This is a genomic window from Pseudonocardia nematodicida, assembly GCF_040105385.1.
GTDB lineage: Bacteria > Actinomycetota > Actinomycetes > Mycobacteriales > Pseudonocardiaceae > Pseudonocardia > Pseudonocardia nematodicida.
Window position 1 is genome coordinate 477,070 of the sequence record NZ_JBEDNQ010000003.1, and the last position, 12,497, is coordinate 489,566.

A 12,497-nucleotide genomic window follows, 5' to 3' on the forward strand; every position below is an offset into this window, starting at 1 on the left:
GCTCCAGCCGTGATAACCACTCACGAGTGACGGGTTTGTCGGGCGACGGCTGGGTGCACTGCGCGCTGGGACACCGGCACTGGGGTCTGTTCGGCGCGGCCGGGCTGCTCGTCCGGCACTGCGACGGCGCCGACCCGGCCGGCGTGGACCGGGTGCTGCTGCAGCACCGCGCCGGCTGGAGCCACCACGGCGGCACGTGGGGGATCCCCGGCGGCGCCCGCGACCGGGGCGAGACCGCCCGGGTCGCGGCGCTGCGGGAGGCGACCGAGGAGAGCGACCTGGACACCGGCGCGCTGCGCGTCGTCGACGAGTTCGTCGACGACCACGGCGGCTGGGCCTACACGACGGTCGTCGCGCGGGCGGCGCGGTCCGGGCCGGTCGCGGTGCGCGGGGCGGAGAGCACCGAGCTGCGCTGGGTCCGGACCGACCTGTTCGACGAGCTCGACCTGCACCCCGGGTTCGCGGCGACCTGGCCCCGGGTGGGGGCGCTCGGCGCCCGCTGACCGGTCCCGGGGCTCAGGTCAGGTCGTCCGAGAGCCGGCGGCCGGGGGCGATGAGGTCGGGGTCGGTGACGATGTCCAGGACGGTCACGCCGGGTCCCCGCGCCGCCACCTCCTCCACGGCGGCGTGCAGCTCCTTCTCGGTGGTCACGGTGATCGCGTGCGCGCCGAGACCGCGGGCCACCGCGGCGACGTCCACCGGGCCGATGTCGACCCCGGCCAGCGCGCCGTAGGTCCGGGCCTGGTGCATCGCGATCGTGCCGTAGAGGCCGTTCCGGAACACCGCGACCGTCAGGCCGGCACCCGTCCGCACGGCCGTCTCCACCTCCGCGCCGGTCATCAGGAACCCGCCGTCGCCGACGGTCACCAGCACCGATCGCCCGGGCTCGGCCAGCGCCGCGGCCACCCCCGCGGGCACGGCGTACCCCATGGCCCCGTTCACCGGCCCCAGCTGCGAGTGCGGGTGGGTGAAGCGCCAGTAGCGGTGCACGAAGGCGGCGAAGTTCCCGGCATCGTTCGTGACCACGGTGTCGTCCGGCAGCGCCCGCCGTAGCGCGGTGACGACCCGGGCCGGGTCCAGCCCGCCGTCCGGGGTGTCCGCGGCCGGGGGCTCGGCCACCGCGTCCAGGTAGCGGGCACGGGCCACCGACCAGTCCCGACGCCCGCCGGTCACGGCGATCTCGGCGAGGGCGCGCAGCGTGCCGGGGACGTCGGCGCGCAGCCGCTGCACCGGGACGGCCCCCGTCCCCGGCGTCGACGGTTCGCTGTCGAGCTGCACCAGGTCGGTCCCGGGCGCCGGGAGCGTGTAGCCCTGGCTGGTGACCTCGTCGAGCCGGCTGCCGACGAGCACGACCAGGTCCGCCTCGCGCAGCGCCTGCGTGGTCGGCCCGCCACCCAGCCCGAGATGGCCCAGGAGGAGGGGATGGTCGTCGGGGAACACGTCCTGGCGCCGGAATCCCGTGTAGACACCGCAGGAGTGGCGCTCGGCGACGGTCCGCAGAGCCTCCTGGGCGCCGCGGGCACCGCTCCCCGCGATGATCACGGGCGACCGGGCGGCGAGCATCCGCCCGGAGAGCCGGGCGACGGCGTCGGGCGCCGCGGGCGGCAGGGTCTCGCCGGACGTGGCGGGAGCGGGCGGTACCACCGGTTGCCGGGTCCGCTCGTCGAGCAGGTCGGCGGGAAGGGCGACGACGACCGGCCCCGGGCGGCCCGAGACCGCCCGGTCCCAGGCGCGTTCGAGCAGGTCCAGCACCCGGTCGGCGCGGTGCGCGGTGACCGCCCACTTCGCGATCGGGGCGAAGAACGCCGTCAGGTCGACCTCCTGGAACGCTTCCTTGTGGAGGTGGTCGGTCTCGACCTGTCCCAACAGGACGATCATCGGCGTGCTGTCCTGGAAGGCGGTGTGCACCCCGATGGCCAGGTTGGCGGCGCCCACCCCGCGGGTCGCCATCGCGACCGCGGGCACGCCGGTGAGCTTCGCGTCGGCCTCGGCCATGAACGCGGCACCGGACTCGTGGCGGGTGGAGACCAGCGTGAGCCGCGGGTCGGCCGCCACCGCGGCGAGGATCGGGAGGAAGCTCTCCCCGGGGACGGTGTAGAAGCGCCGCACGCCGGCGCCGGCCAGGAACTCGACCGCGGCCGCCCCCACCGCACGGGACGGCGGCAGGCCCGGGTGCAACTGGTCCTCGCTCACGCATTCCTCCTGATCGCCCGACGTCGTGATCCTCGCCACCCGTGATGGTGCCCCAGGTACCCGCGCACGAGCAGGACCGCAGGGTCGGCGCCGTCACGTGACGCGGCTCGTTAGGGTCGCCGCCGTGGGACGGCTGGTGGTCATCGAGGGTCTGGACGGCGCGGGCAAGCGCACCTTCGCGGGGGCGCTGACCACGGCCCTGCGTGCGGCGGGCGCCTCGGTGGCGGGGACGGCGTTCCCGCGCTACGACGACGACGTGCACGCCGAGCTGGCCCGCGACGCGCTCTACGGCCGGCTGGGCGACCTGTCCTCCTCGGTGCACGCCATGGCCGTGCTGTTCGCGCTGGACCGCCGGGACGCCGCGCCGGGGCTGCGCGAGCTGCTGGTGGCCCACGACGTCGTCCTGGTGGACCGCTACGTCGCCTCGAACGCCGCCTACAGCGCCGCCCGCACCGCGCAGCCCGCCGACGGCGAGATCGTCGAGTGGGTGCGCCGGTTGGAGATCGACCGGTTCGGGATCCCGGTCCCGGACCACCAGCTGCTGCTCGCGCCGCCGCGGGCGGTCGCCGCGGAGCGTGCCCGCCGCCGGGAGGCCGCCGAACCCGGGCGGGCCCGCGACGCCTACGAGAGCGACGACGGCCTGCAGGAACGCACCGACGTCGCCTACCGGGCGCTCGCCACCGCGTCCTGGCTGAGCCCGTGGACCGTGCTCGACGCGACCGGGAGTGCCGGCCTGTCCGCGTCGAAGCTGGCCGTAGGGCTGCTCGGTGACCCCGGCTGACCTCCGGAACGGACATCCCCGGGTCGGTCCGTGAACCGAGGGTGGGATATTGGATCGCATGAAGTCGCGCGTACTGGTGGTCGACGACGACCCGGCCCTGGCCGAGATGCTCACCATCGTGCTGCGGGGCGAGGGGTTCGAGACCGCCGTCGTCTCCGACGGGACCCGGGCGCTGCCCGCCGTCCGGGACACCCAGCCCGACGTGGTGCTGCTCGACCTGATGCTGCCCGGGATGAACGGCATCGACGTCTGCCGTGCGATTCGCGCGGAGTCGGGCGTCCCGATCGTGATGCTCACCGCGAAGAGCGACACGGTGGACGTGGTGCTGGGCCTGGAGTCGGGTGCCGACGACTACGTCGTGAAGCCGTTCAAGCCCAAGGAGCTGGTGGCGCGGATCCGGGCCCGGGTGCGGCGCAACGAGGCCGAGCCGGCGGAGCAGCTGGCCATCGGCGAGATCGACATCGATGTGCCGGCCCACCAGGTCACCCGGGACGGCAAGCCGATCGCGCTCACCCCGCTGGAGTTCGACCTGCTGGTCGCGCTCGCGCGCAAGCCGCGCCAGGTGTTCACCCGCGAGGTCCTGCTCGAGCAGGTCTGGGGCTACCGGCACGCCGCCGACACCCGGCTGGTGAACGTGCACGTGCAGCGACTGCGGTCCAAGGTGGAGCGTGACCCGGAGCGTCCCGAGGTGGTCCTGACCGTCCGCGGGGTGGGGTACAAGGCCGGTCCTCCGTGATCGCCGGGACGCAGCCGTGAGCCGGCTCGGCCTGCGCCGCCGCCTCGCCCGGCTGCCCGGCGTCCGGCGGGCCGGGCGTGCGCTCGGGCCGCTGCGCGCCCAGGCCCACGAGCTCGGCGCGCTGATCGCGGCGTCGTGGCGGCGGTCGCTGCAGCTGCGCGTCGTGGTGTCGACGCTCGCGCTGTCGTCGGCGGTCGTGCTGGTCCTCGGCCTGGTGCTGCAGAGCGAGATCGCCGAGCGGCTGCTGTCGAGCAAGATGGAGGCCGCACGGGCCCAGGCCGACGTGAGCCGGGTCGTGCTGGAGCGCGAGCTCTCCGGTTTCGACCCGGACCGGGAAGGCGCCCAGGAGACCCTCGACCTGGCGCTGCAGCACCTGACCAACACCGATCGTTCCGGCGCGGCCTCCTCGGCGGTGGGCGAGTTCCGGGCCGCGCTGGCGACCGAGATCGGCAACGGGCCGGTGGTCTCCGCGGGCCCGATCGACGAGGTCACCAACGAGCAGCGCTCCGAGCTCGCTCCCGGGATGATGAGCCGGCAGTACCACACCGTCGGTGGCCAGACGAACCTGGTGATCGGTCAGACGATCATCACGCCCGGGCGCAACCTGCAGTTCTTCCTGCTGTTCCCGCTGGACGGCGAGCAGCTGACGCTGTACCTGGTGCAGAGCACCCTGGTCGTCGGCGGTCTGGTGCTGCTGGTCCTGCTCGCGGCGATCGCGAGCCTGGTGACCCGGCAGGTGGTGCGGCCGATCCGGGAGGCCGCCGACGTGGCGGAACGGTTCGCGGGCGGGCATCTCGACGAGCGGATGGCCGTTCGCGGCGAGGACGAGGTCGCCCGGCTCGCCGAGTCGTACAACGAGATGGCGGGCAGCCTCGCGGCGCAGATCGCGCAGCTGGAGGAGTTCGGGGCGCTGCAGCGGCGGTTCACCTCCGACGTCAGCCACGAGCTGCGCACCCCGCTGACGACGGTGCGGATGGCCGCCGACGTGCTCTACGCCTCCCGCGACGAGCTGCTCCCCGCGCTGCGCCGCAGCTCGGAGCTGCTGGTCACCGAGCTGGACCGGTTCGAGGAGCTGCTCGCCGACCTGTTGGAGATCTCCCGGCTGGACGCGGGCGTCGCGGAGCTCGGTGCCGAGCGGATCGACCTGTCGGCGGTGGTGCGCCGGGCCGCGGACGCCGTCCGCGGGCTGGCCTCCGACGCCGGCACCGACCTGGTCCTGGACCTGCCCGACGGCGAGCTGGTCGAGGCCGATCCCCGCCGGGTCGAGCGCATCGTGCGGAACCTGGTGGCGAACGCGATCGATCACGGCGAAGGACGTCCGGTGGAGGTGACGATGGCCGGCGACCCCGCCTCGGTCGCGGTGGTGGTGCGCGACCACGGAGTCGGGTTGCGCCCGGGGGAGGCCGACCTGGTGTTCAACCGGTTCTGGCGGGCCGAGGAGTCCCGGGCCCGCCGCAGCGGCGGCACCGGGCTCGGGCTGTCGATCAGCATCGAGGACGCCCGGCTGCACGGTGGCTGGCTGCAGGCGTGGGGCGAGCCCGGCAACGGGTCGGCGTTCCGGCTCACGCTGCCCCGGCTGGTCGGTGGGCACATCTCCGCCTCCCCGCTGCCGCTCGGGCCGCCGGCCGCCGCCGACGAGAGCGGCGCCCGCGGCGGACGTCCCGGGTCGTCGGTACCCACCCCGCCGCGCGGGGTCACCTCCCGCCGGGAGGACGGCCGCGCGGAGAACCCGGACCCGCCGTTCCGGGGCGGTTCGGCGCCGACCCGCGAGGACGCACCGCTGCTCCCGGCCGAGCGGGCCCTGATCGACCCGGGCGGCGACCGGTGAGCCGGCACCGTCTGCGCACCGTGCTGGCCGCGCTGCTGGCGGGGAGCGCGGTGCTGGCCGGGTGCGCCAGCGTCCCGGAGTACTCGTCGGTTCAGGTGTTGCGCCAGACCCCCGAGGCCGGCGCGGCGGTGGCGGACGGGCCGATCGAGGACGCCGATCCGCTCGGGCTGGTGCGCGGGTTCGTCTACGCCTCGGGCCGCCCCGACGAGCGCCACGCCTCCGCCCGCCGCTATCTCGCGCCCACCGCCGCGGCCTGGGACGACGGCACCTCGCTCACCGTGCTCTCCGAGCGCTTCGACACGGTGTTCGCGCCGAACACCAACGAGCACGGCCCGGACCGGGAGGTCGTGCGGGTGCGCGGGACCCGCCTGGGGACGGTCGATCCGGCCGGGGCGTTCGAGTCCTCCCCACGCCCGGTCGAGCTCGACATCGGGGTCGTCCGGAGCGACGGCACCTGGCGCATCGACCGGCTGCCTCCCGGCGTGATGATGCGGCTCTCGGACTTCCGGGCGAACTACCGCTCGCTACCGGCCTGGTTCGTCGACCCGGAGCGGGGCACCCTCGTACCGGATCCGCACCACATCCCGAGCGCCGAACCCGACCAGCTGGCCGCCCGGGCCACCGACGTGCTGTTGCGCGGTCCGTCGCCGGGGCTCGCCGGGGCGGCGGTGACGCGGTTCCCGGAGACCACGCGGCTGCGTTCGGCGGTCACCGAGTCGACGGACGGCGTGGTCACGGTCGACCTCGCCGGTGTCTCCGGGCTGTCCGAACAGGAGCGACGGCTGCTGGCGGCGCAGACCGCGATGACGCTGTCCGGGGTCGGTGTTCCCCGGGTGCGGTTGCTCGCCGACGGCGAGCCGTTGCTCCCCGGCGAGCCGGAGGTGGCCCGGGAGGACTTCGCCGCCCTCGTCGCGGGCCCGGAGGGGATGCCCGCGCTCCCGCTCGTGGTCGACGACGGCCGGGTCCGCCGGATCGACGAGGCCGGCCGCATCGAGCCGGTCGCCGGGCAGGCGGGCAACGGCTCCTTCGTCGTGGTCGACGCCGCCGCATCGCCACGGGAGAACCGGATCGCGGTCGTGTCCCGGGAGGAGACCGGGACCCAGCGGCTGCTCACCGGCCCGCTGGGGGGTGAGCTGACCGCCACGCCGGTCTCCGGTCCGGAGGTCACCGCCCTGAGCTGGAACGCCGCCGGCGACGAGATCTGGTCGATCGCCGACGGCCGCATCCGCCGGGTCGCGGTGCCGGCCGAGGGGGAGCCGCGCGAGGCCCCGGTGGACAGCGCCCGCCTGGACGACGCCGAGGAGATCGGCGATCTCGCGCTGTCCCGTGAGGGTGGCCGGATCGCGCTGGTCGTCGACGGCCGCGCGATGGTCGGGCCGGTCGTGCCGGGCGCCGACGGCGAGGTCGCCCTCGGCCCGCTGCGCGAGCTCCGGCCGAACGAACTCGACGACGTCGTCGCGGTGGACTGGCGTTCCAGCGAACGGCTCGTGGTCGCCACCGACTCGGAACGTCCCGTCTCGCTGGTGACCGTCGACGGTCTCGTACTGGACCAGATGCCGGGCACGAACCTCACCTCCCCGTTGCGTGCTGTGAGTGCCGCACCCGGGCGGCCGATCTTCGTGACGGACCGGACGGGGCTGTGGAGCTTCTCCGACGGTGACCTGGACGCCTGGCGGCAGACCTTCGGTTCGTCGAACGCGGCGCGGCCCTTCTACCCCGGCTGACGCCCGCACCGGCCCCGTGCCGCTCCTCGTCGAGACTGCCGGGGCCGGCGTTCCGGGGGAAGGGGCGGAACCCGGGGCTGTGGACAACTCGCGCGGTTGTGGACAACCCGGGCCGCGAGGCCGTCGGCGGCGGTGAGTCGTCGGTCCGGGCGGTCAGGATCGTCGCCATGACGACCCGACCGATCGCGGCACTCGTGGACCTGCTGCTGCCCCGCACCTGCGGCGGGTGCGCCGGCACCGCCGGCCCGCCGGGCAGCGGTGGATGGTGCCCGGCCTGCGCCGAGGCGACGGGTGGACCGCACGTCGTCCGGGTCCCCGGCGTCGGGCGGGTCGCGGCCGCCGGCCGGTACCGCGGCCCGCTGCGCCGCGCCGTCGTCGTGCACAAGGAGCGCGGCCGTCGTGACCTCGGGCCCGATCTGGCCGCCCTGCTCGTCCCGGTGGTCGCCGCGGTCCTGCCTCCGCAGGCCGATCCGGACCGGCTCTGGCTGGTGCCCGCGCCGTCCCGTCCCCGGGCGGCGCGGGCCCGCGGCGGGGACCACGTCGTGGCGTTGTGCCGGGCGCTGGAGGGCCGGCTCGCCGCGGCGGGGCTGCCCGCGCGGACCGCGCCCGTGCTGGCGCTGAGCAGCCGGGCGCGGGACTCGGTGGGGCTGGGGACCGCGGCCCGCGCGGCGAACCTCACCGCCGCGATGCATCTCGCGGGGCCCCGGCGGTCGGGCGGCCCGGCCCAGCTCCCGCCGGCCGACGAGCCGGTGCTGCTCGTCGACGACGTCGTCACCACCGGGGCCACGCTGCGGGTGTGCCGTGCGGTGCTGGAGGGCTCCGGCGTCGACGTGGCGGGTGCGGTGGTGCTCGCCGACGCGACGACGTCGACTGGGTCCCGGCCCGCCCGGCCGCGCGAGATGTGATCGCTGTCACTCACGATCGTGTCGGCACCGGATCGATCATGGTCTCGAGTGGCCCGATCGCATTCCCGGTGATCGTCACGATCCGCCGGTGAGCCACTCGGCCGCGCGGAAGCGGGTCACCCGGATGCCGATCGGTCGTCGCGGAGCGTGGTCGAAGGTGAGGGGGTGTCCCTCCGGCGGGTCGGCGAGCGGCCTGTCGGACGGGTGGATTTCCCGCTAACGTCCGCTGAACTTCGACCGCATTACCACACCAGAGAGAGCGACCGACAGCCACCCCCGGGGCCGTCGTCGAGTCCCGGGTTTCGCACGACTGAAGCGAGGGATGTCCGAGTGGAGATCGTCGTCACCGGCCGGAACGTCGAGGTGCCGGACCACTTCCGTGGTCTGGTCGAGGAGAAGCTCACGCGTCTGGAGCGCCACGACCACAAGATCGTCGGGATGGAGGTCGTCCTCCTCCACGAGCCGAACCGCCGGCAGCAGAAGTCCTGTCAGCGCATCGAGATCACCGGGCGCGGTGGATGCGGGGCGGTCGCCCGGGCGGAGGCCTCGGCGGCGGACTTCTACGCCGCCCTCGACCTCGCCACGGGCAAGCTCGCCGAGCGGCTCCGTCGCTCCCACGACCGGCGCAAGCCCAGCCGCCGTGACCGGGTGCACGCGTCGCGGGTGGCCGCGGACGCCTCGGCCGTCGCGCTCATGGAACAGGCTCCGCCGCTCACCGACCTGGTCCCCGAGCCGAGAGGTCACCACGAGTCCCTCCCGGAGAACGGGAGCGGGTTCGACGGCGCCGGGGTGGACGACGGTGACCGCGTCCTGGGCCGGATCGTCCGCGAGAAGACCCACGTGGCGATGGCGATGACGGTGGACGAGGCGCTCTCCCGGATGGAGCTCGTCGGCCACGACTTCTACCTGTTCTCCTGCAACGAGACCGGCCGGCCGTCGGTGGTCTACCGGCGGCACGGCTACGACTACGGGGTGATCCGTCTGGGCGGCTGAGGAGCGCACGGGCCGCGGCGCCGAGGGCGCCGTGCCGGCCGCGGCGGGGGCGCCCCTGTGCGGGGGAGCCCCCGCCGCGCCGCGAACGGCCCGGCGCGGGTCCGTACCATGGCCTCGGGGCGGTGTCACCTCGCTGTGTCATCTCCTGGGCCCGAGCCATCCTCCAGGTGGCGTGACGCCCGCCCCGTGACCTGAGACCGCGACGTGAATGAGGTCGGCAGTGCCCTTCCTGAGTCGACTCCTCCGGGCCGGCGAGACCAAGCTGGTGAAGCGGCTCGGCAAGATCGCCGCGCACATCGACGGTCTGGAGCCCGAGTTCGAGGGCCTCACCGACGCGCAGCTGCGCGCCAAGACCGACGAGTTCCGCCGGCGTCACGCCGACGGCGAGTCGCTCGACGCGCTGCTGCCCGAGGCCTTCGCCACGGTGCGGGAGGCCGCGCAGCGCACGCTGGGCCAGCGCCCCTTCACCGTCCAGCTGATGGGCGCCGGGTCCCTGCACATGGGCAACGTCAGCGAGATGGGCACCGGTGAGGGCAAGACCCTGACCTCGACGCTCGCGGTCTACCTGAACGCGATCCCGGGCGACGGCGTGCACGTCATCACGACGAACGACTACCTCGCCAAGCGTGACTCCGAGACGATGGGCCGGATCCACCGCTGGCTCGGCCTGACCGTCGGCGTGATCCTCTCCGAGATGACCCCGGTCCAGCGCCGCGAGCAGTACGCCTGCGACGTCACCTACGGCACGAACAACGAGTTCGGGTTCGACTACCTGCGCGACAACATGGCGTGGAACGCCGCCGACATGGTGCAGCGCGGGCACAACTTCGCGATCGTCGACGAGGCGGACTCGATCCTCATCGACGAGGCCCGTACGCCACTGATCATCTCCGGCCCGGCCGAGCAGAGCGGCCGCTGGTACCAGGAGTTCGCCCGGCTCGCGCCGATGCTCTCCAAGGACGTCCACTACGAGGTCGACGAGCGCAAGCGCACCGTCGGCATCACCGAGGAGGGCGTCGCGCTGATCGAGGACCAGCTCGGCATCGACAACCTCTACGAGTCCGCGAACACCCCGCTGGTCGGCTACCTGAACAACGCGGTCAAGGCCAAGGAGCTGTTCAAGAAGGACAAGGACTACATCGTCACCTCCGGCGAGGTCGTCATCGTCGACGAGTTCACCGGCCGCGTGCTGGCCGGCCGCCGCTACAACGAGGGCATGCACCAGGCGATCGAGGCCAAGGAAGGCGTCGAGATCAAGCCGGAGAACCAGACCCTGGCGACGATCACGCTGCAGAACTTCTTCCGGCTCTACGACAAGCTCGCCGGGATGACCGGTACGGCCCAGACCGAGGCCGCCGAGCTCCACGAGATCTACAAGATGTCGGTGGTGTCGATCCCGCCGAACCGGCCGCGGGTGCGCGCCGACCAGGCCGACCAGATCTACAAGACCGAGCCCGCGAAGTTCCAGGCGGTCGCCGAGGACATCGCCGAGAAGTACTCCCGGGGCCAGCCGGTCCTGGTCGGCACCACCAGCGTCGACAAGTCGGAGTACCTGTCGAAGCTGCTCAGCCAGGTGAAGGTGCCGGGCGCGCTGACCAAGGGCGTACCGCACGAGGTCCTCAACGCGAAGAACCACGCCCGCGAGGCCGCGATCATCGCGCAGGCCGGGCACGCCGGGGCGGTCACCGTCGCGACGAACATGGCCGGTCGCGGTACCGACATCATGCTCGGCGGCAACCCCGAGTTCCTCGCCGACAACGAGCTGCGCCACCGCGGGCTCGACCCGGTCGAGACCCGCGAGGAGTACGAGGCCGCCTGGGACGACGTCCTGGAGCGGATGCGCACGCAGGTCAAGGCCGAGGCCGAGGAGGTCCGCGCCGCCGGCGGGCTCTACGTGCTGGGCACCGAACGGCACGAGTCACGACGGATCGACAACCAGCTCCGCGGCCGGTCCGGCCGGCAGGGCGACCCTGGCGAGTCCCGGTTCTACCTCTCGCTCGGCGACGAGCTGATGCGCCGGTTCAACGGCCACGTCGTCGAATCCATCATGAACCGGTTCAACCTGCCCGACGACGTGCCGATCGAGGCCAAGATGGTCACCCGCGCCATCCGGAGCGCGCAGACCCAGGTCGAGCAGCAGAACTTCGAGATCCGCAAGAACGTCCTCAAGTACGACGAGGTCCTCAACAAGCAGCGCAAGGTCATCTACGACGAGCGCCGCCGGGTGCTCGACGGCGAGGACGTGCAGCGTCAGACCCGGAACATGCTCGAGGACGTCGTGCGCGGCTACGTCGGCGGTGCGACCGCGGAGGGCTACGCCGAGGACTGGGACCTGGAGAAGCTCTGGAACGGGCTCCGCGAGCACGTCTTCCCGATCTCGATCAGCTGGCGGCACCTCGCCGACGCCGAGGGCGAGCTCTCCGCCGAGGACCTGGAGAAGGCGATCCTCGCCGACGCCGAGCAGGCCTACGCCCGGCGCGAGGCCGAGATCGACGCGCTGATCGGGCCGCAGGGCGGGATGCGTGAGCTCGAGCGCCAGGTCCTCATGCAGGTCATCGACCGCAAGTGGCGCGAGCACCTCTACGAGATGGACTACCTCAAGGAGGGCATCGGGCTGCGCGCCATGGCCCAGCGCGACCCGGTCATCGAGTACCAGCGCGAGGGTTTCGACATGTTCTCCGCGATGCTCGAGGGCATCAAGGAGGAGACGATCGGGCACCTGTTCAACGTCAAGGTCCAGGTCCAGCAGGTGCCGGCGCCCGCCGCGACGCCGGAGCCGGAGCCGGAGCCGGAGCCCGAGACGACCGAGATCCCGATCGTGCGCCGGGCTCCCGCCGAGGAACCGGCCGAGAGCACCGTCGTGCTGCCGAACCTGTTCCGCACCCCCGCACCGCAGAACCTGCAGTACAGCGGCCCGCAGGAGGGTGGCGGTGTCGCCCGCCGCGGGGGCAACGGGGCCCCGGGACCGGGCGGGGCCTCCCGCACCGGCCGTCAGCAGGCGGTCCCGCAGGGCGCACCTCAGGGTGCTCCGCAGGCGGCACCTCAGGGCGCCCCGCGCGGCACGGGCGGCCCCGCCGGCAACGGAGGCGGGCCGGCCGGTGTGAACCGGGCGGAGCGCCGCCGCGCGGACAAGAACCGCCGCCGCCGCTGACCCGGAGCGTCCGCCCCGCGGCCGCCGCGCCCCGCGGCCGCCGCGCCCTGCGGCCGCCGCGCCCCGCGCCGCCCTGCCACGCGGCTGCCGCGACCGGCCGACCGCTGCCGCGACCTCCGCGGAGATCGCGGCGATGGCCGACGGGGTGCGGCAGCTCCCCGGCGAGACCCCGGCGGCGTGTCGCCG

General features: G+C 74.0%; 9 protein-coding genes. 8 read left to right on the forward strand and 1 reads right to left on the reverse strand.

Translation table 11 applies throughout. The features are described from left to right. Positions 1-26: 26 nt before the first annotated feature. Positions 27-503, forward strand: coding sequence for an NUDIX hydrolase (locus WIS52_RS09655; protein WP_349297787.1), 477 nt, complete (start codon positions 27-29; stop codon positions 501-503). A gap of 13 nt (positions 504-516) precedes the next feature. Here WIS52_RS09655 and WIS52_RS09660 read toward each other — a convergent pair whose 3' ends face one another. Continuing rightward, complete coding sequence (locus tag WIS52_RS09660) at positions 517-2,193, reverse strand: thiamine pyrophosphate-dependent enzyme (RefSeq protein ID WP_349297788.1); 1,677 nt, start codon at positions 2,191-2,193, stop codon at positions 517-519. Between the two features lie 124 nt (positions 2,194-2,317). Here WIS52_RS09660 and WIS52_RS09665 point away from each other — a divergent pair, with 124 nt between their 5' ends. The 7 genes from WIS52_RS09665 to secA all read left to right on the forward strand — a co-directional run bounded on the left by WIS52_RS09665 (position 2,318) and on the right by secA (position 12,311). After that, the gene (locus tag WIS52_RS09665; RefSeq protein WP_349297789.1) at positions 2,318-2,974 is read left to right on the forward strand and encodes a dTMP kinase; all 657 of its coding nucleotides are present in this window, start codon (positions 2,318-2,320) and stop codon (positions 2,972-2,974) included. Positions 2,975-3,032: 58 nt separating this feature from the next. Continuing rightward, positions 3,033-3,710 carry an MtrAB system response regulator MtrA gene (gene mtrA / locus WIS52_RS09670; RefSeq protein ID WP_349297790.1) on the forward strand — a complete coding sequence of 226 codons (678 nt, stop codon included), beginning with the start codon at positions 3,033-3,035 and terminating at the stop codon, positions 3,708-3,710. A gap of 16 nt (positions 3,711-3,726) precedes the next feature. Then, on the forward strand, positions 3,727-5,538 hold the full coding sequence (mtrB, locus tag WIS52_RS09675; RefSeq protein WP_349297791.1) for an MtrAB system histidine kinase MtrB: 1,812 nt from the start codon (positions 3,727-3,729) through the stop codon (positions 5,536-5,538). Then, the gene (locus WIS52_RS09680; protein ID WP_349297792.1) at positions 5,535-7,262 is read left to right on the forward strand and encodes an LpqB family beta-propeller domain-containing protein; all 1,728 of its coding nucleotides are present in this window, start codon (positions 5,535-5,537) and stop codon (positions 7,260-7,262) included. Before mtrB ends, WIS52_RS09680 begins: the two co-directional genes overlap by 4 nt. Positions 7,263-7,429: 167 nt before the next feature. Continuing rightward, the gene (locus WIS52_RS09685) at positions 7,430-8,167 is read left to right on the forward strand and encodes a ComF family protein (protein ID WP_349297793.1); all 738 of its coding nucleotides are present in this window, start codon (positions 7,430-7,432) and stop codon (positions 8,165-8,167) included. Positions 8,168-8,497: 330 nt separating this feature from the next. Further along, the gene (gene hpf, locus WIS52_RS09690) at positions 8,498-9,160 is read left to right on the forward strand and encodes a ribosome hibernation-promoting factor, HPF/YfiA family (RefSeq protein ID WP_349297794.1); all 663 of its coding nucleotides are present in this window, start codon (positions 8,498-8,500) and stop codon (positions 9,158-9,160) included. Between the two features lie 220 nt (positions 9,161-9,380). Next, on the forward strand, positions 9,381-12,311 hold the full coding sequence (secA, locus tag WIS52_RS09695; RefSeq protein WP_349297795.1) for a preprotein translocase subunit SecA: 2,931 nt from the start codon (positions 9,381-9,383) through the stop codon (positions 12,309-12,311). The last annotated feature ends 186 nt before the right edge of the window (positions 12,312-12,497 follow it).

Coding starts and splice junctions, on each gene's coding strand:
- mtrA (WP_349297790.1), top strand. CDS start 3,033: ATGAAGTCGCGCGTACTGGTGGTCGACGACGACCCGGCCCTGGCCGAG.
- WIS52_RS09685 (WP_349297793.1), top strand. CDS start 7,430: ATGACGACCCGACCGATCGCGGCACTCGTGGACCTGCTGCTGCCCCGC.